This is a genomic window from Methylorubrum rhodesianum (assembly GCF_014199985.1).
Lineage (GTDB): Bacteria > Pseudomonadota > Alphaproteobacteria > Rhizobiales > Beijerinckiaceae > Methylobacterium > Methylobacterium rhodesianum.
Map to the genome: position 1 here is coordinate 323,517 of NZ_JACHOS010000004.1, position 23,912 is coordinate 347,428.

At 67.6% G+C, this 23,912-nt stretch carries 20 protein-coding genes and 1 tRNA gene; 7 read left to right on the plus strand and 14 right to left on the minus strand.

Features of this window, described 5'->3' with window-relative positions:
* Window positions 1-51: 51 nt before the first annotated feature.
* From HNR01_RS08130 to HNR01_RS08170, 9 genes are all read right to left on the minus strand, one after another.
* Window positions 52-1,023 carry a type II secretion system F family protein gene (locus HNR01_RS08130; protein ID WP_153875749.1) on the minus strand — a complete coding sequence of 324 codons (972 nt, stop codon included), beginning with the start codon at window positions 1,021-1,023 and terminating at the stop codon, window positions 52-54.
* 105 nt (window positions 1,024-1,128) lie between these two features.
* Complete coding sequence (locus HNR01_RS08135) at window positions 1,129-2,100, minus strand: type II secretion system F family protein (protein WP_183667316.1); 972 nt, start codon at window positions 2,098-2,100, stop codon at window positions 1,129-1,131.
* Window positions 2,097-3,545 carry a TadA family conjugal transfer-associated ATPase gene (locus HNR01_RS08140; RefSeq protein ID WP_183667317.1) on the minus strand — a complete coding sequence of 483 codons (1,449 nt, stop codon included), beginning with the start codon at window positions 3,543-3,545 and terminating at the stop codon, window positions 2,097-2,099. Before HNR01_RS08140 ends, HNR01_RS08135 begins: the two co-directional genes overlap by 4 nt.
* 47 nt (window positions 3,546-3,592) lie before the next feature.
* A complete protein-coding gene (locus HNR01_RS08145) occupies window positions 3,593-4,837 on the minus strand; it encodes a CpaE/TadZ family protein (protein ID WP_017485754.1) in 1,245 nt (414 codons plus the stop codon).
* 89 nt (window positions 4,838-4,926) lie between these two features.
* Window positions 4,927-5,673, minus strand: coding sequence for a CpaD family pilus assembly protein (locus tag HNR01_RS08150; protein WP_183667318.1), 747 nt, complete (start codon window positions 5,671-5,673; stop codon window positions 4,927-4,929).
* A gap of 128 nt (window positions 5,674-5,801) precedes the next feature.
* A complete protein-coding gene (locus HNR01_RS08155; RefSeq protein ID WP_017485752.1) occupies window positions 5,802-7,301 on the minus strand; it encodes a type II and III secretion system protein family protein in 1,500 nt (499 codons plus the stop codon).
* Between the two features lie 11 nt (window positions 7,302-7,312).
* The gene (gene cpaB, locus HNR01_RS08160; RefSeq protein ID WP_183667319.1) at window positions 7,313-8,098 is read right to left on the minus strand and encodes a Flp pilus assembly protein CpaB; all 786 of its coding nucleotides are present in this window, start codon (window positions 8,096-8,098) and stop codon (window positions 7,313-7,315) included.
* A gap of 192 nt (window positions 8,099-8,290) precedes the next feature.
* A complete protein-coding gene (locus tag HNR01_RS08165) occupies window positions 8,291-8,800 on the minus strand; it encodes an A24 family peptidase (protein ID WP_017485750.1) in 510 nt (169 codons plus the stop codon).
* 237 nt (window positions 8,801-9,037) lie between these two features.
* A complete protein-coding gene (locus HNR01_RS08170) occupies window positions 9,038-9,232 on the minus strand; it encodes a Flp family type IVb pilin (RefSeq protein WP_026105712.1) in 195 nt (64 codons plus the stop codon).
* Between the two features lie 374 nt (window positions 9,233-9,606).
* On the opposite strand from HNR01_RS08170, the gene HNR01_RS08175 reads away from it, so the two are divergent.
* The 5 genes from HNR01_RS08175 to nfi all read left to right on the plus strand — a co-directional run bounded on the left by HNR01_RS08175 (window position 9,607) and on the right by nfi (window position 13,534).
* Entirely contained in the window at window positions 9,607-10,089 is a 483-nt protein-coding gene (locus tag HNR01_RS08175) for a pilus assembly protein N-terminal domain-containing protein (protein WP_183667320.1), read from the plus strand.
* Between the two features lie 170 nt (window positions 10,090-10,259).
* On the plus strand, window positions 10,260-10,946 hold the full coding sequence (locus HNR01_RS08180) for a 50S ribosomal protein L25/general stress protein Ctc (RefSeq protein WP_096485431.1): 687 nt from the start codon (window positions 10,260-10,262) through the stop codon (window positions 10,944-10,946).
* Window positions 10,947-11,049: 103 nt separating this feature from the next.
* Entirely contained in the window at window positions 11,050-11,682 is a 633-nt protein-coding gene (pth, locus tag HNR01_RS08185) for an aminoacyl-tRNA hydrolase (RefSeq protein WP_183667321.1), read from the plus strand.
* Between the two features lie 79 nt (window positions 11,683-11,761).
* Window positions 11,762-12,859 carry a redox-regulated ATPase YchF gene (gene ychF, locus HNR01_RS08190; protein WP_012454294.1) on the plus strand — a complete coding sequence of 366 codons (1,098 nt, stop codon included), beginning with the start codon at window positions 11,762-11,764 and terminating at the stop codon, window positions 12,857-12,859.
* A 12-nt stretch (window positions 12,860-12,871) separates the two neighbouring features.
* Complete coding sequence (gene nfi / locus HNR01_RS08195) at window positions 12,872-13,534, plus strand: deoxyribonuclease V (RefSeq protein ID WP_183667322.1); 663 nt, start codon at window positions 12,872-12,874, stop codon at window positions 13,532-13,534.
* 282 nt (window positions 13,535-13,816) lie between these two features.
* On the opposite strand, the gene polA is transcribed toward nfi, so the two are convergent.
* Complete coding sequence (polA, locus tag HNR01_RS08200) at window positions 13,817-16,960, minus strand: DNA polymerase I (protein ID WP_183667323.1); 3,144 nt, start codon at window positions 16,958-16,960, stop codon at window positions 13,817-13,819.
* Window positions 16,961-17,441: 481 nt separating this feature from the next.
* Between polA and HNR01_RS08205 the strand changes: the two genes are divergently transcribed.
* A complete protein-coding gene (locus HNR01_RS08205; RefSeq protein ID WP_183667324.1) occupies window positions 17,442-17,774 on the plus strand; it encodes a hypothetical protein in 333 nt (110 codons plus the stop codon).
* Between the two features lie 703 nt (window positions 17,775-18,477).
* Here HNR01_RS08205 and HNR01_RS08210 read toward each other — a convergent pair.
* Entirely contained in the window at window positions 18,478-19,656 is a 1,179-nt protein-coding gene (locus HNR01_RS08210; protein WP_183667325.1) for a YihY/virulence factor BrkB family protein, read from the minus strand.
* A gap of 390 nt (window positions 19,657-20,046) precedes the next feature.
* On the opposite strand from HNR01_RS08210, the gene HNR01_RS08215 reads away from it, so the two are divergent.
* Window positions 20,047-20,592 (plus strand): hypothetical protein, encoded by a 546-nt coding sequence (locus HNR01_RS08215; RefSeq protein WP_246417433.1) that lies wholly within the window; start codon window positions 20,047-20,049, stop codon window positions 20,590-20,592.
* A gap of 225 nt (window positions 20,593-20,817) precedes the next feature.
* On the opposite strand, the gene HNR01_RS08220 is transcribed toward HNR01_RS08215, so the two are convergent.
* The 3 genes from HNR01_RS08220 to HNR01_RS08230 form a co-directional block, all read right to left on the minus strand.
* A tRNA-Ala gene (locus HNR01_RS08220) sits at window positions 20,818-20,893 on the minus strand.
* 228 nt (window positions 20,894-21,121) lie between these two features.
* Window positions 21,122-21,592, minus strand: coding sequence for an ABC transporter permease (locus HNR01_RS08225; protein WP_246417434.1), 471 nt, complete (start codon window positions 21,590-21,592; stop codon window positions 21,122-21,124).
* 143 nt (window positions 21,593-21,735) lie between these two features.
* The gene (locus tag HNR01_RS08230; RefSeq protein WP_183667327.1) at window positions 21,736-23,766 is read right to left on the minus strand and encodes an OPT family oligopeptide transporter; all 2,031 of its coding nucleotides are present in this window, start codon (window positions 23,764-23,766) and stop codon (window positions 21,736-21,738) included.
* Between the last annotated feature and the right edge of the window lie 146 nt (window positions 23,767-23,912).

A 23,912-nucleotide genomic window follows, 5' to 3' on the forward strand; every position in this document is an offset into this window, starting at 1 on the left:
CGGCCGAACGCATCCGGGGATGAGCCCGCAGGCCGTTCCCCGCGATCCGCCTCACTTCATCAGCGCGTAGGCCTGGATCCCGGCCGGCGTCAGGAGCACCACGAACAGCACCGGCAGGAAGAACAGGATCATCGGCACGGTGAGCTTCGGGGGCAGCGCGGCCGCCTTCTTCTCCGCCTCGGTCATGCGGAAGTCCCGGCTCTCCTGCGCCAGCACGCGCAACGCCTGACCCACCGGCGTGCCGTAGCGCTCGGCCTGCATCAGCGCCGTGGTGAGCGACTTGACGATCTCGAGACCCGTGCGCAGGGCGAGATTCTCGTAAGCCACGCGCCGCTCGGGGAGGAAGGACAGCTCGGCGGTCAACAGCGCCAATTCCTCGGCGAGCACCGTCGATTGGGTCGCGATCTCCACGCTGACGCGCCGGAAGGCGTTCTCGACCGACATACCGGATTCGACGCAGATCAGGCACAGGTCGAGGGCATCGGGCCAAGCCCGGCGGATCTCGGCCTGGCGCTTGGTGGTGACGTTCGACAGATACACTTCCGGCAGTTTGAGGCCGAAGAAGCCGGCGGCCAGGACGAGGCCAGCCCGGATGGCGAGGGGCTGGTCGAGCACCTGCAGCACGAACAGGTAGAACAGGGCGACGGCCGTGAGGACGATCGGCATCACCAAGCGGAAGAAGAGGAAGGCGGTCTCGGCGCCGGCCCCCCGGTAGCCGGCCTGAACCAGTTTCGCCTTGGCGGTCTCCGTGCCGAGCCAGCGGTTGAGATTGAACTGCTCGACGACCCGCTTCATGTAGGCCTTCGGCTCGACGCGCAGGCTTGCGCGGCTGTTGAGCCGCTCGCGCTCGCGCTGCCGGATCTGCTCGCGCTCGTCGCTGACGAGCTTCATCCGCTTGGCGAGCTGGTCCCCCTCGAGCAGAGGCTGGACCAAGGTGAAGACCGTGGCCGCCGCGGCGATGCCGGTCAGCACCGCGGCGACGGTGCGCGGGGCCAGCGCCGTGTTGACGAAGTCATCCAGCATGTCAGTCCGGTCCAGCCCATTTCTCGCGGCGCGGCTCGCGCTGCCCCGTTCCCCTCGACATCGCCCCTCAGAGCGGGGCGTTCGGCTCCCGGTCGCAGAGCCGGATCAGACGTCGAAACTGATCATCTTCTTCATCACCAGGACCCCCGCGAGCATCCACAGACCGGATATCACCAGGGCGATCTTGCCGACCGAGGTCGTCCACAGCAGCGACGTGTAGTCCGGACTCGAGAGATAGGTGCCGCCGCCGATGAGGAACGGCAGAGCACCGATGATCCCCGCCGAGACCTTGGCCTCCATACTCATCGCATCGATCTTGCCAGCCATCTTCTTGCGCTCGCGCAGCACCCGCGACAGGTTGCTGAGCGCCTCGGAAAGGTTGCCGCCGGCCTTCTGCTGGATGCCGATCACGATCGAGAAAAAGTTCACCTCGGTCACGGGCACCCGCTCGTACATGCGCAGGATTGCGTCCGCCATCGGCAGGCCGAGCGCCTGTGCCTCGATCGCCACCCGGAACTCGCTGCGCAGCGGCTCCTTCGCTTCACGCGAGATCATGCGCAGGCAATCGCCCAACGGGATGCCGGAGCGCAGACCGCGCACCACGACGTCCATGGCGTTGGGCAATTCCTCGACGAAGGCCGCGACGCGCCGCTTCTGCCGCCATTTGAGCATCCAGGCGGGCAGGCCGAACCCACCCGCGAAGAGGGCGAGCAGACCGACGATCACGTTGTGGGAGACGAGGACGGCGACGAGCGCGAGCACGGCCGCCATGATCCCGGAGACGACGTAGTATTTCTGCCGGCTCCAATCGAGGCCGGCGCGTGCGATGCGCAGTTCCAGGGTGACCTTGGTCTTGTCCTTCTTGGCCTCCAGCTCCTTGAGGCTCTTGGCGACCTGCTCGCGGCGGTTGGCGGCGGCGCCGCGCTCGGCGAGCGCCGTGCGCGGCTGACCCAGCGCCTTGCGCCGCTGCTCGGCCCGCCGCTCCCCCGAGAGGGCCGGCATCAGGAAGACGTAGGCGAGCGCGCCGGCGGCCACCGCGACGAGGCCGGCCGCGAGGGGAGCGTTGAGCGCGCTCACAGGGGCTGCTCCACGGTGTCGGCGGCGGCGTCGAGGGCGGCGGCCAGCGCCCGCTCCTCGCCGTAGTAGCGCGCCCGTTCCCAGAAGCGCGGCCGGCCGATCCCCGTCGAACGGTGACGGCCGATCAGGCGCCCGTTCGCATCCTCGCCCAGCACGTCGTAGACGAACAGGTCCTGTGTGATGATGACGTCGCCCTCCATCCCCATCACCTCGGTGATGTGGGTGATGCGCCGGGAGCCGTCGCGCATGCGCATGGCCTGGATGATGACGTCGACCGAGCCGGTGATCATCTCGCGCAGGGTGCGCGAGGGCAGCGAGAAGCCGCCCATGGTGATCATCGATTCGATACGCGCCAGGCACTCGCGCGGGGAGTTGGCGTGCAGCGTGCCCATCGAGCCGTCGTGGCCGGTGTTCATCGCCTGCAGCAGGTCGAAGGCTTCCGGTCCGCGCACCTCGCCGACGATGATGCGTTCGGGGCGCATGCGCAGGCAGTTCTTGACGAGGTCGCGCATGGTGACCTGACCCTGCCCCTCCAGATTCGGCGGACGGGTCTCGAGGCGCACCACGTGCGGCTGCTGGAGCTGGAGCTCGGCCGCATCCTCGCAGGTGATCACGCGCTCGTCGTGCTCGATGAAGGCGGTGAGGCAGTTGAGGAGCGTCGTCTTGCCCGAGCCGGTGCCGCCCGAGATCACCACATTGCAGCGGACCTTGCCGATGATCTGCAGGATCTTCGCGCCCTCGGGCGAGATCGCCCCGAAGCGCACGAGCTGATCGAGGGTGAGCTTGTCCTTCTTGAATTTACGGATCGTCAGCGCCGGCCCGTCGATGGCGAGCGGCGGAGCGATGACGTTGACGCGGGAGCCGTCGGGCAGGCGCGCGTCGCAGATCGGCGAGGCCTCGTCCACGCGCCGGCCGACCTGGCTGACGATCCGCTGGCAGATGTTCATCAGCTGCTGATTGTCGCGGAAGCGCACCGAGGTGAGCTGAATCTTGCCGGCGACCTCGATGAAGGTCCGGTCTGCGCCGTTCACCATCACGTCGGCGATGTCGTCGCGGGCCAGCAGCGGCTCCAGCGGACCGTAGCCGAGGACGTCGTTGCAGATGTCGTCGAGCAGCTCTTCCTGCTCGGCGATCGACAGCACGATGTTCTTGAGGCCGATGATCTCGGAGACGATATCGCGGATCTCTTCCCGCGCGGCCTCGCCCTCGAGTCGGGCGAGTTGCGCGAGATCGATGGCTTCGATCAGCGCGCCGAAGATCATGCTCTTCGTGCGGAAGTAATCCTCCGACTTCGGGAGCGGCGCCTGGGGCACCGGATTGCGCGGCGGCTCGGGATGGGCGCGCACGATCTCCTGCTGGAGAACCGGCGGGGCAGCCGTCGTCGGCCCGGCTGCGGCGGTGGCCGGGGTGGGAGCCGATGCGGCGTTGGAGCGTCGACCGAACATGGCGCCGCGCCCTCAGCGATATTGGGAGGAGAGAAGGCGGGCCACCGTCAGGACGCCTTCTTGCGGGTCAGGCGGGCGAGCAGCGGTTCCAGGAGGTTCGCCCTGGCGCGGCGGATCTCGGAACGGCCGGTCACGGCCGCGGCCAGTTCGGAGAAGATCTCGGCAGGCTTTGAGCCGGCCTGCACCTCGGCGATCATCTGGCCGTTATTGGCCGCAGTTCCGAACAGGGCCGGCTCGAACGGGATGACGGCTTGAAGCGGCACGTCGAGCGCCTTGGCGAACTCGGCGGCGGCGATCTCCGGCCGCTTCGGCATGCCCACACCGTTGAGGACGACTCGGGCCCGCGCGTCGTTGGGACGCTGCTGGTGCAGCAGCGCGAGCAGGTTCTTGACGTTGCGCAACCCCGCCAGATCGGGCGCGGCCACGATCAGGATCTCGTCGGCGCCGACCAGCACACGCCGGTTCCAGGCGCTCCATTGATGCGGCACGTCCAGAACGATGCAGGGCACGGTTGCCCGCAGCAGGTCGGTCAGCGCGTCGAAGGCGGGTTCGGTCAGGTCGACCGTGCGGTCGAGGGTGGCCGGTGCCGAGAGCAGGCTGAGATTGTCGGCGCATTTCGACAGCAGCCGGTCGAGGAGGTTGGCGTCCAGGCGCTCGGGCGCGAACACCGCCTCGGCGATGCCCTGCGGCGGGTCCTGATTGAAGTTGAGGCCCGCCGTGCCGAAGGCCACGTCGAGATCGGCGATCACGGTTGCGGTGCCGTGCTCCCGCGCCACCGTCCAGGCGAGGTTGTGAGCGATGGTCGAGCTTCCGACGCCGCCGCGCGCGCCGTAGACGGCGATGGTGCGCCCGACCGGCTTGGCCCCCGGCGCCGCGAACAGATCGGAGATCGCGGCCATCAGATCGACCGGCTCGACCGGCGCCATCAGATATTCGCTGACCCCGCGCTGAATGAACTGCCGGTAGAGCAGCACGTCGTTGACGTGTCCGATGACCAGTACCTTGGTGCCCTCGTCGCAGACCTCGGCGAGCTGGTCGAGGCATTCGAGCGGCCGCGACTTCAGTCCCACGAACTCGATCACGATGACATTGGGCGTCGGCGCGTGCCGGTAGGCCTCGAGGGCCGCCGCGCCCCCGCCCATCTGCACCTTGACGTGGGCCTTCTGCATCCGCCGATCGGACGCGGTGCCCTCGATCATCGCCGCGGTCTCCGGCGTCTCGCAGAAGGCCTGGATCGTGATGCGCGGCACCGGGGCGATGGTTCGCTCTGAGGCCTCGTGAGTGTCCGGCATGGTGCGTGGTTTCCGGTTCTTGTGCCGAGGAGGGCGCGGCCGGTGATCGAGAGGGGTTCGAGAGGGCAGCGAACAGGGGGCCGGCGCGGCTACTGGCTCTTCACGTCACTGCTGACATTCGCCTTTCCATCCTGACGCCAACGGGTTGACGGATCCTTGCCCTCGCGCAGCTGGCCGATATCCTGCGTGCGCCGGATCGTATCGATGCGGCCCTCGGGCCGGCCCCGCACGAGGTCGATCGGATCGGCGACCTGGGCGGCGACATTCGCCTGCATCGCGCAGCCGAGGTTCCATGTCGGCTCGTTCGACCAGTCGGCGCGCAGATCGCTGACGCCGAGGTCGCGCGGCCAGAGCCCGCACTTGTCCGCAACCTTCGCCTGCATGCGCTGGAAGCTCAGACGCAGCGGCGAGGCGAGCGTCGGGCTGGCGATCGGGTAGCTGACAACGCGCAGGCCGCCGGGCGGGACGCCCATCTCCGCCGCAAGGCGCCGGATCGCTTCGCCCGTTTGCGCCACGGGCCCGACCAGCGCGGGCGCGACGCCGCGCGGTACCTCGACGACGAGCAGACCCCGCCCGTAGCGTCGATACTCCACGAAGAAGGCTTCGAGGTCGGCGCGCTGGCGCGGATCGACATGGCCGATTCCCGTGGGGAAGATGTCGAGGCTGCGGTCGGCGTCGGCCAGCACGATCGGGTGCCGGGTGCGGACATCGATCGGGTAGGTCGAGCCGGTCGTGGCGACGCGATCGGCGCGGCAGGCGCCGAGCAGGGCGGCGACCAGCACGGCGGCGGCGATAGGCCGGGTGCGGGAAACGAGATTGCGAGCGGGGAACGACATCGGGCTTCGATCCTGCAGGAGCGCTCTATCGCCGGGATGGACAGCGGTCCGGCGTGGAACTGCGCGTTCAAACACGGTGCTGAGGCTGATCTCGCCCGCTGTGCGGTCGCGATCGGCCCCAGTCTGCTTCAGTCGGCGATGAATCCGACCCGGCCGCGATAGGCCGGCCCCAGGGTGCCGCCGCCGACCGTGCCGTAGATCTTGTTCAGGCGTCCGAGCAGCACCGCCTGTCCGTCCGGCGCATCGACGAAGCCGTCGTCGGGCCGCTGCACCTGCCGCGCCTCCATCGGCTGCGCGATGAAGGGCGTGACCATGATCATCAGCTCGGTCTCGTCGCGCTGGTAGTCGCGCGAGCGGAAAAGGGCGCCAAGGATCGGGAGGTTCATCAGCCCGGGCAGGCCGCCGATCGCCGCCCGGTTCTTCTGCTGGATCAGGCCGGCGGTCATCATCGTGGCGCCGGAGGCGAGTTCCACCGTCGTCTCGGAGCTGCGACGCGTCGTGGCCGGCACCGGCGTGACCCGGTTCGAGCCGGGGAAGTTGAAGCTGTAGCTGTTCTGCCGGTCGAGTTCGGTCACGTCGGTCGCGACGCGGATCGAGATGCGGTTCTCAGCCAGCACTACCGGCGTGAAGGCGAGACTCACGCCGTAGGGCTTGAACTCGAGCGCGACGGTACAGGCGGCGCCGGTCACACCGGCGGCGCAGTTCGAGGGAACGGGGATCTCGCCGCCGGCCGTGAACTTGGCCGACTCGCCCGAGATCGCCGTCAGCGTCGGCTCGGCAAGGATGCGGGAGACGCCGGCCTGCTCGAAGGCGCGCAGCGTCGCCTGGAGCGAGGCGCCGCCGGAACGGATCGAGGCCGACAGGGCGTTGCCGTCCGGCGTGTAGGCACCGGTGATCGGAAACAGCGTGTTGTTCGTCAGAACGTTGCCAGAGGAACCCAGGGGATTCAGCGCCGCCCAGTTTCCGGTGACGTTGATGCCGAACTGCTTCAGAACCGTGCGTGCCACCTCGACCACGGTAACACGGATCATCACCTGATCCTTGTTGCGGATCGTCAGGTTGTTGATGACGGCGCCGCGTGTTCCCACGGCGCCAGTGGCGGCAAGGCCAACGAAGGCATTGGCGATGTCGAGCGCCTGCTGCGCCTCCGAGGCGGAACTCACGCTGCCCGAGAGGACGAGTGATTCACCCACCGCCTTCACGTCGAAGCGGCCGCCGGGCAGGCTCTGCTGCAGCGACTGGCGCAGGACATTGATGTCGCGGGCGATGGTGACGTCGAGCGCCGCGATCTGTCGCCCCTCGGCATCCATCACGAAGATCGAGGTGGCGCCGTTGTCGATGCCGATCAGGAAGAGCTTGCGGCTGGACCGCACGACCGCGTTCGCCACCGCCGGGTTGGCCACGAACACCTCCTTGGCGTCGCGGGGCAAGTCGACGATCAGCGACCGGCCCTTGCTCAACTCGACGCGCCGGGAGACCGCCGCCTCGTTCGGCCCGATCGTCAGGACCGGGGAGGCGCCAACGGGCCCGGGCTGGGCGGCAACCGGGTTGCACAGGAGCGCCGAGGCGAGACAGGCTCCCGCGAGCAGGGAGACAGCGAAGCCGCGGAAGCGAGCGGGGGTCGTCATCGGTCCTGTCCTCACCGGCGCTGCTGCTTGGCGACGCCGAATCGCACCACGGTCAACGGGCCTTCGGGCGGCATGTCCGCCTCATCGGAGATGGCGGCGGTCCGCGCTGAATCCTGGATGCTGCGCAGGACGAGCGAGAGTTGCCCGACCTTCTGCGCCAGCGTGACGGTCTCGGCCTGGGCCGGCGTGAGAGCCAGGGTGGCCGTCTCCGCCGTGACGACGTTGGCGCCGTTCTTCTCCTGCACGATCTGACCGACGGCGAGCACGCGCACATTCGTCAGCAGGGTCTCGGCGAATTGCTCGCTGCCCTCGTTGCTGGTCTTGATGACGTCGACATGGTCGTTGGGCAGGATGAAACCGCCGGCCGAACTCGATCCGCGGGTGTCGGTCGTGATCGCCACCGCCCGCATGCCCGGAGGCAGGATGGCCGACATGAACCCGCTGCCGGCCTTGACGAGGCGCTCGGGCCGGATCGGCTCGTTGGCCGAGAACCCGGTGCGAATGATCGCGCCGACCGCGTCCTCGAGCGCCTTCGGGGCCGCTCGGCGGTCGATCAGGCCGGGTGCCAGCGCCTGTTCCGGCCAGGGCATCCAGCGCAGATCCTCGGGCTTGAGGGTCTGACCCATGGGCAGCTCGGCGGCGGCGACCAGAACCTCGCTCATCGCAATGGGCGCAACGGGTTCGGCCTTGGCGACGGGTGCAGGCTCGGGCGCCCTTTCCTCGCCCCGCATCAGCAGGGCAGCGCCGCAGCCCGCGACGAGTGCGATTCCCAGAACGGCGAGACGGGCTGGCTTCATGGGGGCTTGGAACCGTGGCGACGGCTCCGGCGCCGTCCGGTTCCGAGACTTGCCCGGGATTCGTCAAGTTAGGGTTAACCGAGCGTCACCGCGGATTTTTCAGTGCTGTCCCAGCAGACATTCGCGCCTGACTTTCCGAAACAGAAAGGCCGCCGTGAAGGCGGCTCGTTCGATCCGACTCGTCACCGTCGTTTAAGGCCACGCAAGCTGCTCCAGACCGACGGCGTTCGGCAGCACGAGCAGTGCGGCCGCGGCCAGGGCGATGCCATAGGGAACGCCAGTCTTCGTGTCGTGCAGATGAACCGCGAACGGGAATTTGTGTGCCAGCTTCGGCAGCGGATACTTGCGCGCCGACACGATCGAGAGCGTCAGAGGCCCCCCGAGGATCGAAGCCACGACGAGGTATTCCGGGAGATGCGCAAGCCCGATCCAGAGAGCGGTCGCTGCGGCGAGCTTGGCATCGCCACCGCCGATCCATCCCCGCGCGAAGAAGGCGAAGGTGATGACCAGAGTGAGCACACCGGCCGCCAGATGCCAGACCAAGTCGTCCCAGGTCATTCCGGATGCGAAGGCGTAGAGAACGAACCCCGCCAAGACGAGACCGGTGATCCGGTTCGAAATCCGCATCGTCAGCAAATCGCTGGCGGCAGCGTAGGCCATAAGAAAGGGGAAGACGACGCACAGAAGAAGGTAGGACGCCATATCCGACACCGTTACGGTTCCCTCGCGATCTGCTCGTCGCCCTGATCAGCTCCCACAGACCATCCGGCATTCCGGTTGTGGGGCAGGTACATCCCAAGGACATCACTCGTCGGCGGGATCACTTCGTCCGAGGTCAACGCCGGGCGACGGTGCCCCGTTGGAACGGGGCACCGCCAGGAGAGCGGGATGGATAATGACCGATACGCTCCCGAGAGCAGTTGTCGCCTCTTTGAAAGATTAGTTCTTCGTGCCGAGCTTCGTAGCCTGCGTATTCAGGCCGTCACCGAGGGTCGCGAAGGCCGTCGACAGCTTGCTGCCGAAGCTGGCGAAGATGCCGACGATGGCGATACCGACCATGGTCGCGACCATACCGTACTCGATCGCGGTAGCTCCGGACTCGTCAGAGATGAAGTGCTTGGCAATGTTCTTCACGATGATCTCCACTTGTCTTGATCTAATGGACGACCGTCGGAAGTCTGTAGAGGCCCCGATCGGCGACAGGTCGAGATGTAGTCCCGACGCGTTGCATTTGCGTTAAATCGATCTTCCAACCAAGCCCCTGACCCGGCGTTTGCGGCGGTCAGTTAATGACGTATTGCAAAGATCGCTCGAATGATCCGCACAGGGTCGCGCGGGGCGCGGCACGGGCCTGTGAAGGCCCCCGCGTCGAGTACGGTTAGCGCTTCCTTCATCAGTTTCCTGTTCCGTGCCGCGACGGGAGATGCGCCCGCTCCGGACCTGTGCCGCGGATACGGCACGGCATCCGGCGGCAGGTCCCGCACTCCGCGCGAACGGACCGACCCTCCATGCCCCGCCTGCGCCTCCACCGTTTGTCGCTCCACACCATTCCGGCGGTCCTCGCGCTCCTCGTGCTGGCGGCGCCCGCTCACGCGAACGAGCCGGTGCCACAGGGCACGGTTTCGGTGCAGGTGGACAACGCCAAGGTGATCCGCCTCCCGGAGAAGACGCAGACCGTGGTGGTGGGCAATCCGATGATCGCCGACATCACCCTGCAGAAGAACGGCGTGGTCGTGCTCACGGGCAAGAGCTTCGGCACCACCAATCTCATCGCGCTCGACGGCAAGGGGGCGATGATCGCCGAATCGACCATCAGCGTGCAGGCGCCGCAGGCCTCGATCATCACGGTCCAGCGCGGCCTGGACCGCGAATCCTATTCCTGCACCCCGAACTGCCAGCCCTCGGTGCAGCTCGGCGATGCCACCAAGTATTTCGACGAGACCAGCAAGCAGGCCGAGGCCCGCCGCGGCATGGCGACCGCGAACCGGTAGACCCTCGTTGCCCGGCCGGCCGTTGCCACGCGGCGTCGAAGCGTGTAAGGCCCGCCCGCGCCCTTGAGACACCCTTGGAGGCACGGGCGCGCTGGGAAACGGTTGGGCCGTCCGCTTCGGGCGGCCTTTGTCGTTGGCCCGGCTCCATTTTTTTGCAAAAGGATCACGCCATGAGCGCCACCAAGACGCTTGAGGCCGTGGCACGCGACCGGGTCGGCAAGGGGGCCGCCCGGGCCGTTCGTCGCCAGGGCCAGATTCCCGCCGTCATCTACGGCGGCAACCAGGCCCCGGAAGCCATCGCCGTCGACCTCATCCGCACCCGCACGCTGATCTACGCCGGCGGCTTCAAGACCACGCTGTTCGACATCACCGTCGGCGGCAAGAAGACCCGCGCGATCCCGCGCGACTACCAGCTCGACCCGGTCTCCGGCGTGCCGCTGCACGTCGACTTCCTGCGCGTCGTCTCCGGCCAGACCGTCACGGTCGACGTTCCCGTGCACTTCTTGAACGACGAGAAGGCCCCGGGCATCAAGCAGAAGGGCGGCACCCTCAACGTCGCGCTGCACACGGTGTCCCTCGACGTGGCGCCCGACCAGATCCCCGACGCGATTGAGGTCGATCTCACCGGCCGCGAGATCGGTGACGTGATCCACGCCTCCGACCTGCGCCTGCCGGCCGGCACCTATACCGGCGAGCCGACCGACACCGTCGCCAACATCCTGCCGCCGACGGTGCTCGGCGCCGAGGTCGAGGCCGAGGAGGCCGCGATCGCCGAGGCGCAGTCCGCCGAGGCCGCCGAGGAGAAGGCGGAAGCCGAGGCCGAGGCCACCAACGAAAAGAACGAGACCGAGGAGTAAGCCACGGGCGGGTGCCGCGCGCACCCGTCTTGCGCAACGCTCGATGCCCCGGCCGCCCGGCCGGGGCATTTTCCGTTTGTCGGGGATCGTATCGGGAGCACGCATGCGGCTCATCGTCGGATTGGGAAATCCTGGGCAGCGCTACGCGCGCAACCGCCACAACATCGGCTTCATGGCCGTGGACGAGATCGCCCGCGTCCACCGGGCGGCCCCGTTCCGGCGCCGCTTCCAGGGAGAGGCCGCCGAGGTGTTGCTCGGCTCCGAGCGCGCCATCCTGCTGAAGCCCCAGACCTTCATGAACGAATCCGGCCGCTCGGTCGGCGAGGCGCAGCGCTTCTTCAAGATCCCGCTCGCCGACGTGATCGTGCTGCACGACGAACTCGACCTTGCGCCGGCCAAGCTGCGGATGAAGCTCGGCGGCGGCAATGCCGGCCATAACGGCCTGCGCTCGATCACCGCTCTGTGCGGCAACGATTACCGCCGGGTCCGCCTCGGCATCGGGCATCCCGGCGACAAGGCGCTGGTGCACGCCTATGTCCTCAACGACTTCGCCAAGTCGGAGGAGCCCTGGGTCGAGGATCTCTGCCGTGCCACCGCCGACCATGCGCCGCTGCTCGCGGCCGGCGAGGATGCGAGCTTCCAGAACAAGGTGCATCTGGCCATGGCCGGCCGCGGCTGGGACGCGGTGAAGACGCCGGCGGAGGCCGGAAAGGCGAAAGCGCGCGACGCGAATTGACACGAGCCCACCGGACCCCGATGGAGCGGGCTTCCGGGCGCGGCCCCCGACCGATCACAACGGATTTCTAGGACCAGCCATGGGCTTCAAATGCGGCATCGTCGGCCTGCCGAACGTCGGCAAGTCGACCCTCTTCAACGCGCTGACGCAGACCGCCGCGGCCCAAGCCGCGAACTACCCGTTCTGCACCATCGAGCCGAATGTCGGCGAGGTGGCGGTGCCCGATCCGCGCCTCGACGAGCTGGCCAAGATCGCCTCCTCGAAGGAGATCATCCCGACGCGGCTGACCTTCGTCGACATCGCCGGCCTCGTGCGCGGTGCATCGAAAGGCGAGGGCCTCGGCAACCAGTTCCTTGCCAATATCCGCGAGGTCGATGCGATCGCCCACGTGGTACGCTGCTTCGAGGACGGCGACGTCACCCATGTCGAGGGCAAGGTCGATCCGATCGCCGATATCGAGACGATCGAGACGGAGCTGATGCTGGCCGATCTCGACAGCCTGGAGAAGCGGGTCGTTGCCCTGGAGAAGCGCGCCAAGGGCTCCGACAAGGAGGCCAAGGAGTTTTTGGACCTCGTCAACCGCGCCCTGCCGCTCCTGCGCGACGGCAAGCCGGCCCGGCTCGTGGAGCGCAAGCCCGAGGAGGAGCGGCTGTTCCAGCAGCTCGGCCTGATGACGGCCAAGCCCGTGCTCTACGTCTGCAATGTCGACGAGGGCGACGCCGACAAGGGCAACGCCAAGTCGCAGGCGGTGTTCGACCGGGCGAAGGCGGAGGGCGCGGTCGCCGTCGTCGTCTCGGCCAAGATCGAGAGCGAGATCGCGGTGATGCCGCCGGCCGACCAGACCGAGTTCCTGGAAGCCGTGGGCCTGACCGAGCCCGGCCTCAACCGGGTGATCCGCGCCGGCTACGACCTGCTCGGCCTCGTGACCTACTTCACCGTCGGCCCGAAGGAGGCCCGCGCCTGGACCATCACCAAGGGGACGCGCGCCCCGGCGGCGGCAGGCGTGATCCACACCGACTTCGAGAAGGGCTTCATCCGCGCCGAGACCATCGCCTTCAAGGACTATACGGCGCTGAACGGCGAGGCCGGCGCCCGCGACGCCGGGAAGCTGCGGTTGGAGGGCAAGGACTACGTGGTGCAGGACGGCGACGTGCTGCACTTCCGCTTCGCCAACTGACGAGGACCGGGCATGGAGCTTCACCCGCGCCATGCCTGGGACCTGACGCCGGCCGAGGCCGTCGCGCTCCAGCGCCGGCTTCGCACCGAGATCGTGGCCGATCGGCCGATCGATCTCGGCGCGGTGCGGCTGGTGGCCGGCGTCGATGTCAGCGTGAAGAACGAGCGTTCCCGCGCGGCCGTCGTCGTCGTGACCTTTCCGGGGTTCCTGCTCGTCGAGACGGCAGTGGCCCAGCGGCCAACGCCCTTCCCCTACATTCCCGGCCTTCTCAGCTTCCGCGAAGGGCCGGTTCTCGAAGAAGCGTTCGGGCGCCTGCGGGCGGAGCCGGACGTCTTCCTGTTCGACGGCATGGGCACCGCCCATCCCCGCCGCATCGGCATCGCCAGCCATATGGGCCTGTGGCTGCAGCGCCCGACCATCGGCGTCGGCAAGACCCGGCTCGTCGGCACCAATGCGCCGCTCTCCGAGGAGAAGGGTGCGCACGTTCCCCTGATCGACCGCGGCGAGACCGTCGGCGCCGTGGTCCGTACGCGCACGGCCACACTCCCGCTTTTCATCTCGCCGGGCCACCTCGCCGACATCCCGAGCGCGGTCGAATTGGTGCTGGCCTGCTCGCCGAAATACCGCCTGCCGGAGCCGATCCGGCTCGCGCACAGGACGGCGGGCGATTTTTGATCGACCGACTTTGGTAACCTCGACGCTCCTCATGCTGAGTCGCAGAGCGGAAGCTCGGCTTCGAAGCACGCCGGAACGGTCGAGTCCGTGACGCCCCTTTGCTGGGAGAAGCGTCGCGGCGTGCTTCGAGGCTGCTGACGCAGCGCCTCAGCATGAGGACTGTCGTGTCATACCGGTTCCGGTTGATCGCTTCAGTTTTTGCCCGACACCGTCATCGCGAGGCGAAGCCGAAGCGATCCAGCGGAGACCGTATCAGCCGTGACAGCGCAGCCGAACCGGCGGTCAGTGCGCCTCTTCCCAGTTCCCCGCCGCCCGCGCCTCGACCACCAGCGGCACGCTGAGTGACAGGGCAGGCGCCGGCGCCTCCTCCATTACGCGCGCGATCACCGGGATCGTCGCCTCCACCTCGTCGTCCGGCACCTCGAACACCAGTTCGTCGTGCACCTGCAGCAGCATCCGCGCGGTGAGCTTCTGCGCGTCGAGCGCGTCCTCCATCCGCGTCATGGCGCGGCGGATGATGTCGGCGGCAGTGCCCTGGATCGGTGCGTTGATGGCTTGGCGTTCCACGCTCGCCCGCTCGGACGGATTGTTCGAGCGGATCTGCGGATAGTGGCAGACGCGCCCGAACAGGGTCGTGACGTAGCCCTTCTCGCGGCAAGAGCGCTTGGTGGTGTCGATGTAGTCGCGAATGCCGGGAAACCGCTCGAAATACTGCTTGATGAAGGCGGACGCCTCCTCGCGGCCGATGCCGAGGCGGTCGGCCAGACCGAAGGCCGAGATGCCGTAGATGATACCGAAATTGATGGTCTTGGCGCGCCGCCGGAGGTCGCCGGTCATCTGGTCGAGCGGCACGCCGAACATCGCGGAGGCGGTCGCCGCGTGAATGTCGAGTCCCTGCTCGAACGCTTCGCGCAGTTGCGGGATGTCGGCGATGTGGGCGAGCAGGCGCAGCTCGATCTGGCTGTAATCCGCCGAGATCAGCTTCTTGCCCTCGGGCGCGACGAAGGCGCGGCGGATGCGCCGCCCTTCCTCGGTGCGGATCGGGATGTTCTGCAGGTTCGGGTCCGAGGAGGAGAGCCGGCCGGTCGTCGTGGCCGCGAGCGCGAACGAGGTGTGGACGCGGTTGGTCCCCCGGTCGGCATGCTCCTGCAGCGAGTCGGTGTAGGTCGATTTCAGCTTGGAGAGCTGGCGCCAGTTAAGGATCTTCTTCGGCAGGTCGTGGCCGGCCTGAGCCAGCTCTTCGAGCAACGTCGCGGGCGTGGCCCACTGGCCGGACGGCGTCTTCTTGGCGCCGGGCAGGCCCATCTTGCCGAACAGCACGTCGCCGATCTGCTTCGGCGATGAGACCTGGAATTTCTCGCCTGCGTCCTCCTGGATCTCCTCTTCGAGGCGCGCCAGGATCTGCGAAAAGTCGCCGGAGAGGCGGCTCAGCATGTTGCGGTCGATGGCGATGCCCGCCCGCTCCATCCGCGCCAGCACCGGCACGAGCGGACGCTCCAGGGTCTCGTAGACGGTCACCCGGTGCTCGGCGACGAGGCGCGGCTTCATCATCCGCCACAGGCGCAGGGTCACGTCGGCGTCCTCCGCCGCGTAGGCCGTCGCCTTGTCGATCGCGACGCGATCGAAGGTGACCTTGTTGCGCCCGGTGCCGGCGACGTCGGCGAAGGTGATCGGCTGGTGGCCGAGATGGCGGCGGGCGAGTTCGTCCATGCCGTGCCCGCCCTTGCCGGCATCGAGCACGTAGGAGATCAGCATCGTGTCGTCGAAGGGCGCCACGTCGATGCCGTAGCGGTGCAGCACCGAGAGGTCGTATTTCAGGTTCTGCCCAACCTTGAGCGTGCCGGGATCCTCCAGCAGCGGCTTCAGCAGCTTCAGGGCCGTGTCGAAATCGATCTGGCCGGGCTGCTTGTCGGAATCGTCCGCGCCCGCGCCGCCGTTGCCGAACAGGTCGCCGCCCTTCACCTCGGGCTTCACATGGGCGAGCGGGATGTAGGCGGCGCGCCCCGGCGCGGTAGCGAGCGAGACGCCGACGAGCCCGGCCTTGGCCGCGTCGAGCGCGTCGGTCTCGGTATCGACCGCGATTACGCCGGCCTCGTAGCTCTCGGCGATCCAGGCCTCCAACTGCTCGACCGTGGAGATCGTTTCGTAGGCCGCCGTGTCGAACGGCTTGACCGCCTCCGCGGCGCGGGCCGCCACGAGCGTGGCCGGCGTTGGCTCGGTCGGCGCGCGCTTTCTCGCCGGCGCCTGATCCGGCAGGCCGAGATCAGCGAAGGGATCGGCTTCATCAACCTCGGGCGGGGCCGCGCCGTCCGTTCGCTCCGGGGCGGCCTCGGTCTCGGGGTCGACCGGCACGGCGTCGCCGAAGAACGGCACGGCATCGCTGCCGCCGGCGGCGTTGGTGTAGGCGTGGGGCTGTGCGCCCGGCAACAGCGCCGGATCGGGCTTCACGGCCTCCGGATCGACGTGCAGCATCTGTGCGATGCGCCGCGTGAGCGTATTGAACTCCATGGCCTTGAGAAAGCCGACGAGCTTCTCCGGATCGGGCTGCGGCACGCCCAGTTCGTCGAGCGGCACAGGTACCGGTACCTTCTCCTCAAGCGCGACGAGGCGACGCGAGAGTTTCGCCTGATCGACGTTGGCGAGCAGTGTCTCCCGGCGCTTGGGCTGCTTGATTTCGGCGGCACGCTCCAGAAGCTGGGCCAGGCTGCCGTACTCCTTGATCAGGGCGGCGGCCGTCTTCAGGCCGATGCCGGGCACACCCGGCACGTTGTCGGAGGTGTCGCCGATCAGCGCCAGCGCGTCGCCGATCTGCTCCGGAGTCAGCCCCTCCCACTTGGCAATGATCGCCTCGCGGTCGAGGTTGCGCTCGGGCCGGTAGCCGGGCTTGCCCTTGGCGCCGGACTCGAAATCGTAGAACCGGATCTTGTCGGAGACGAGCTGCATCAGGTCCTTGTCGGAGGACACGATGATGACCTCGGCACCCCGCGCCTCGGCTTGGCGCGCGTAGGTCGCGATCAGGTCGTCGGCCTCGTAGCGCTCCAGCTCCACCGCGTGCAGTCCGAAGGCGCGCACCGCGTCGCGCATCAGCGGCATCTGGCGCTTGAGGTCGTCGGGCGCGTCGGGCCGATGGCCCTTGTAGTCCGGGAACAGCTCCTTACGGAACGAGCCCTCGGACTTGTCGAAGACGATGCCGAGATGGGTCGGCTTCACCCCCGCCGCGCCGTCCTGAAGGAACTGGGCGATCTTGGTGCAGAACAGGCGTACCGCACCCGTCGGCAGTCCGTCGGAGGGCCGCGTGTTGTACTTTTGGTCCTGATTGATCGACTGGAAGTACGCTCGGAAAATGAAGGACGAGCCGTCGACGAGGATCACCCGGTCCTCGGCGCCGACGGGCTTGTCCGGTTGCGGTTGGGTCTCAGCGGTCATCGGTCGAACAGCCATCGGCGAGCGGAGACCCGGAGGCGGGCCGCGCCGATCCATAGAGCATTTTCGCCAGCTCGGGACATCGCCCCGATGCCGGGAAATGCCGCAGATCCCCGGCTTCTCCCCTCGCCAGCGAGGAACGTCCTGCAGCTCCGAGGCGGACACGCCGCCTCAAGCCGGAAAGGAATTTCGGAAAGATCACCCATGTGCGTTCGTGCACAATGCAATCTTACAACGGCGCACATGCGGGAAACCTATGCCAGAAAACGATTTTTTCGTGGGCGCCCGATGTCGCTGCATGAAACTTCCATGCCAAATCAGTCATTTTGAAATATATCGATGATGCAGTGCGACAAATTAGGTATTGTCCAAAGATCAGACGAACACAGATCTTGCCCATCGAAGTCGGCGGCGGGCCCGCCTCAGCCAGTTTCAGACGAGGCTCCGCGCAGTGCTGCCGATTGTGACAGATAGAGGTACGATCATGACGAACCGCACCAAGATCGCCACGGCTCTTGCCTTTGCTTTCGGCCTGGCCGCGACCCCTGGCCTCGCGCAGAGCCTGCCGTCCGACAGCGCCAGCTACAATCGTGACGGCACCCTCAATGTCTGGGGCGCGCATATCGATCCGGCGGGTGTGCGCGGCGGCCTCATCGGCGGCGTCGGCAACGTGGTCGGCGGCGTGACCAACACGGCAGGCACTCTCGTCGGCGGTACGCTCGGCGCAGCCGGAAACGTGGTGGGTGGCACCGTCGGCGCTGCGGACGACATCGTGACCGGCTCGGTCCGCCGCCCGGCCGGATACACCGCCTATTGAGCCCATCCTGCGAGGCTACAGCGTCAGGGGAACGGCGAGACCTCGCCGTTCCCTCTCGCATATTTTCCATTGGTAGGCAGTGGCGGACACCAAACGACGTTCGTCGTCGCGCCCTCATCATCATCCATCCGGGAAATCTCCGTCTTCGGCGCGTTGAAGCGCGTCCTGGGACGACGAGAATGGTGATGGGCACAGGCCCAGTCGTCACTGCGCTCATTGCCCTATAAGAGGCCTCACTCCTCTGTTCGAGCCGGCAAAGTCGGTTCACGCCACACATCTCGGGCCGTCGTCCTGCTTGCCGCCTTGCCGCGAAGCGACGCGTAGGCGAAGGGACCACCCGGCCTGCTGAAAGGCACCGGGACGAGCATTCGCGGGCGCCTGTTAAGGCCGGATCCGTCCATGCTCCGGACGAGGTTTGCTGCCGCAACCGGTGCTAGCCCCACGTCCCCCCCCGAAGGCCGGGACGCTGACCGTCCTACCTGAGCCCACCCATCACCAGCACGGCGCCAAGAAGGGCAAGAGCAGAACGCCTCTTTGAAGGCGGGCGGCTTTGTCCTCCGCCCCGAGAAAACGGCGCGCGCGTGCTGGACGAGGAACCATTCCGGCGCGCTCGTCGCCAGCGATAGCGGCTCCTTCAGCGTTGACGACCTCGTCCCCGTCGACGACCCGTGCCGGCCCAAGAAGCGAGGCGAGTGGACCGCCGTCAGGCGGCGGCCCCCACCGTGTCCGCCATGCGCGCGTCGCGGGTCCCAAGTGGCTTCGGCTCGCCGACGGTCGTATCCTTGGCGGTCTGATGCTCGAGTTCGGCGTTGAGCTGTGCGCCGAGCAGCACGATCGTGGTCGAGAGCCAGATCCAGGTCATGAAGCCGATGGCGGCGCCGAGCGAGCCGTAGGTCTTGTCGTAGCTCCCGAAATTCGAGACGTACCACGAGAACAGCAGCGAGCCGGCAAGCCATAGGAACGCGGCGGCCGTGCCGCCCGGCGTCACCCAGCGCCAGCGCGGCGCGTCTCGGCTCGGGCCGTAGCGGTAGAGCACCGCGAGCATCAGGATCACCACGACGAACAGCACCGGCCATCGCAGCAGCGCCAGCCACCACGCATCGCCGGACAGCCCCAGGAACTGGATCGCCACCGGCACCGCGACGATGCCGGCAAGCGCGAGCACGATGAAGAGCAGCGCACCGGCGGTGAACGCGAGCGAGACGAGATTGAGCTTGAAGAAGCCGCGTCGCTCGCGCTCGTTGTAGACGAGGTTGAGCGCGTCGAAGACGTGTTTCACGCCGCCATTGGCACTCCAGACCGACAGCGCGATGCCGACCAACGCGGTGAGGCCGAGCGTCGTATCACCCTTCTCGGTCAGCCGTTTGACCTGCTCCGAGACGATATCGACGCCGCCGGACGGCAGGACGCCGCGCAGCGCGTCGATCTGTTGGTTGATGGTCGAGACGTCGGCAATGAGCCCGTAGACGGAGACCAGGGCCGCGATGGCCGGAAAGATCGCCAGAAGCACGAAGAAGGTCACACCCGCCGACACCAGGGTGAGGCGGTTCTCGCCGATATCGTGATAGGTCCGCTTGAGGACGTCCTTCCAACCCGCGGCCGGCACCTCGGTCGGCCGGTCGGCGGAACGGCCGCGGTCGCGTTCGGTCTGGGCGACCCGGTGGGCGTCGTCACCCTCGTGCGAGGGCGATTCCTGCCGCGCCGAATCTCCCGTGGTCTCATCGCGCGTCCGTGGTCGCCCTGCGCCCGCGGCAGGCCGGCGCGGGAGCGCGACCATTCCGAGGAGCGCCGCCGCCAGCGCCATCGTCCAGAGAGTCGAATGGCGAGGGTCGCCGGCTGAACCCTCGGCAGCCTGGGGAACAGCTCGGTTGTTTGTAGACATCGAGAGATCGGCTCCGTCCGCCGCTGCGACGGCGGCGCTGATCTGCAACCCTCAGGCCCGACTTTGGGTTCACACCGACGTGAGCGCCTCCGGGAAGAAGCGTATTCACGCCAAGCACCCTAAAAAATCCACATATGCGCCAAGTTTTCGCCGGAACTGTTAAGATCGGCTTCAGTTGACAGCGCATCGGTCGAACGCGACCACCCGCTTCAGGAGCCGTCGATGCTCTCGACCCCGCCCCGCTCCGGACGTCGCTTCGCGCTCGTCCTGGCCTCCTCCGCCTTCATCCTCTCCACCGTCGCCGGCGTACACGCTCAGGAAGGGGGCCTCGGCGGCCTGTTCCAGCAACTCTTCGCTCCGCGGCAAGCGGCGCCGGCGCCGGCGCCGATCGTGCCCGCTTACGGCGGCGGCGAGGTGAACGAGCGTTACCGCTGGCGGCGGCACCGCAGCGCGTCGGAACGGAGCCGCCCGAAGGTGCGCTACGCGGCCCTGCCGAAGGCGGCCCTGCCCAAGGACGGGGGCGACGGGATCAGCGGCAAGCAGCCGGTCGACTCGAAGGCAATCGCCGCTAATCCGACCGGGGCCCTCCTGCGCGACGAGACGCTGCGGCCGGGCGACATCGTCGTGATGCCGAGCGGTCCCAAAGTTTTCATGGGGCGCCATGATCGCGGACGTGGTGCGAAGGCCGCGCGCCACCGGATGAGCGATTTCGAGGATGTGAAGCAGTCACGCACGGTCGATGCGAAAACCCGTCGCCAACTGATGGCGATGATGCTGCCCCATGGTGCCATGCCGGCCGATGAAGCTCGGAAGGTGCTCGCCAAAGCACGCCGCCTCGCGCCACGGGATGCGATCGAGCCGCTCGACCGGCAGGCCCAAGCCGAGCTGAAACCGGCCCCGGCTCGCATCATCAGCCCGTGGCAAACCGCCCGTTAAGGCTCGGACGAACACACGCCTGGACGCGCGCTCTCGGACTGCTGAGACAGATCGGACCGGCGCGTGCAGCTCGATGCGCGACTGCCGGCCCATGCCAAGGAGCATCGACGCACGCGGGGAAGCGGCAAGTCCAGGCAAACGCTTGTCGAAGGATTTTGTCTCGTTGAACCCTACGCGGCCAGCACCCTCATCCGGGCTGCGGCTAACGCGGTGAACGAGATATGATGGTGGAGCCTAACGGGATCGAACCGATGACCTCTTCCATGCCATGGAAGCGCTCTCCCAGCTGAGCTAAGGCCCCATCATTTCTGCCGCAACCGGTTTCGGTCTCTGGCCTCGCCGGCGGTGCTGAGTGCGTCGGCGATGAGCGGTTCTATAAGCAGAGGATTGGCGGGACTCAACCCCTTTTTCGAGCTTCGGCCGAAATTTTGAGCCGCCTCTCCATCCAGCCCATCCCCCTCGCTGGCGCAGACCGCCGAAGCGGCCGGCGGCCTGAATCTTTGACTCGAGCGGCGCCGCGCTGACTGCGTTATTGCTGAGCCCGCACCACGTAGCGCTCCATCAGCAGACCGATGGTGAGGCTGCCGAACACCCAGCCGAAAAGGTAGAGATAATCGACGTGAACAGGAATCGTCGGATCGTAGCCGAGACGCACCCATTCGATAATCTGCGTAATCGGATTCCATTTCATATAATAGTATATTTCATCCGGCATGCAACAGGCCATAAAGTATACGCCACTCGATAGATATAGCGGCATTGTTACTAGTATGTACCCAAGTGCCAAACCTGGGAAGACTGAACAGATTCCCACATTAATCGTTCCGACACCGATGCCGAGCGCGATTGTCGTCAGATAGCCGCCGATAGCCATCGTCAGATCGACAAGAACAGGGTCGGCACCGAAACAGAGAAGCACGACACAGACGAGACAGACGCCCAGAAAACTGCTGACGATCTCGACGAGGATGCGCGCAACGACGGTGTCGAAGCGCTTCATTTGGAGGAAATACGTAAGCGGCTCGACTTAAACAGCTCTTCATCACCTCACGGGAGACGGACTAGAAGGCAAGCGTCGGAAGCGCGCCCGATGCGACGAAGGCCATGGCATAGTCGCCCATCGGCGATTTGATGCCGCGGAGGTCATGGCGCCGACGAGGATGGCAGGGAACCAGCCTCATCCGTCCGCGACGCGATACGGTAGAACGCAACCAGCACCATCAGGAAGACGGCGAGCCCGAGCCAGGGCCCGGCTCCGCCGAGCGCATCCGCCGCGAAGGCCAGGGAGGCGCTGCGGCCGCTCAGCGTGTCGGCGGCGGCCAGCAGCACGCCGACGACGCTCTCGCCGACGAGGAATCCCGACGCCAGCAGCACACCGCGCCGCCGTCCGCCCGCCCGCTCGGCCTCGTCGCCTCGACGCAGACGGCGCGAGGCCAGCCAGCCGACGAGGCCGCCGAACGCGATCGTCACGACGACCTCGAGCGGCAGGTACATGCCGATTCCGACGGTGAGCGCCGGAAACGAGCGGCCGCCGCGACGCAGACGCGCCTCCAGGGCGACGAGAAGCGCCCCGAGGCCGCCCCCCGTCGCCACCATCGACCAGGGCAACGCGCCGTGCACGATACCGCCAGCGATCTGAGTCATGAGGGCGGCCTGCGGTGCCGGCAGGGCTGAAGCCTCGTCCATCCCCTCCCGCGGCAGCGCACCGACGAAGCCGTAGGCGTTGTACAGGAGGTCGAGCAGGGGAGCGATCACGAGGGCGCCGACGCCGACGCCGGCCGCCAGAGCCACCTGCTGCCGCCACGGTGTGGCATCGACGAGTTGGCCGGTCTTGAGGTCCTGAAGGTTGTCGTTGGCGATCGAGGCGGTGGTGACGACGATGGACGAGAGCAGCAGGACGGCGGCGACGACGAAGCGTTCGCCTTCCGGCCCGGCGGCGCGGCCGAGCAGCAGCGGCAGGAGCAGGGCCGCGAGCAAGGTCGTCAGGATGCCGATGCCGGAGATCGGGCTGGAGGACGACCCGAGCAGCCCGGCGAGGTAGCCGCAGGCCGCCGCCATCAGGAAGCCGAAGCCGACGGTGAACAGCGTCGCGACCGCCACCAGCGCGAAGCGCATCCCCCCGAGTTCGGCCCCCGCGCTGAAATGGACGAAGAGCCAAGCCAGCGGCAGCGCGAGCAGGAGCGAGGCACCCGCGACCCAGGTAATCGGCAGGTCGCGCTCCTGACGGGGCAGCCGGCGCAGGGCGTGCCCGCCGCCCCGCGCGGCTCTGAAGGCGGAGCGGATGCTGCCGAGGATCGAACGGCCGAGAGAGGCGACGGTCCAGACCGCGCCGACGGCGATGATGCCCGCGCCGATGAGGCGAACCTTCTCCGACCACACCGCCCGCGCCGCTGCCTCCGCACCGTTCGTGCCGGCCCCGTCACCGAATGCGGTGAGAAGCGGGACCGCGACGCCCCAGGCCAGGGCCACCCCGGCGAGCAGGGCGAGACAGGCGCCGAGCCCGACGAGGTAACCGACGCCGACGAGCGCGGGTGAGAAACCGGTGGCGAACCGGAACAGAGCCGGCCCCGCGGCCAGCGTGGTGTGGAGCCCCTCGGCGATGAGCCGGAAGCCGGTGGTGGCGAGGCCGATCAGCCCGCCCGCCCCGGCTGCGCCGAGCAGGATGCGCAGGCCGCCGCGATCGCCCGCCTCGCCCGCATGCAGCACCTCGGCCGCGGCGGTGCCTTCAGGGTAGGGAAGCCCGGCGCCCATCACGAGCGCGCGCCGGAGGGGGATCGAGTAGACCAGTCCGATCAACCCGCCGACGAGGCAGACGGCCGTGGTCTGCCAGAACGGAAAGCCGTGCCAATGGCCGATCAGCACGAGGCCCGGAAGCACCAGGATGACGTTGCACAGGGTGCCCGCCGCCGACCCTTGCGTCTGGACGATGTTGTTCTCGAGGATGCCAGCACCGCCGAACAGGCGCAGCAGGCCCATCGAGAGCATGGCCGCCGGGATCGAGGTCGAGAAAGTGACCCCCGTCTTCAGTCCCATATAGAGGTTGGCGGTCATGAACACGACCGTGATCACCGCGCCGAGCAGAAGCCCGCGCAGCGTGATCTCGGCGATATGACGTGAGCCGTCCCGGCCGGCCTCGCCGGGCGGTGAGGGGCGTTCGTCCAGTCGTGCATCCACGGGCAGGCGTCTCCGGTGTCGCCCCGTGACTCGGGACGTCGCCACCGTTCGGGAACCCGACAGGGCCCTCGTCTGATCCCCTGTCGCGCGATCGCTGCTGCCAAGCCTGGTCCGGCGATAGCCCGGTGCGAACCCGCGGGCCTCCC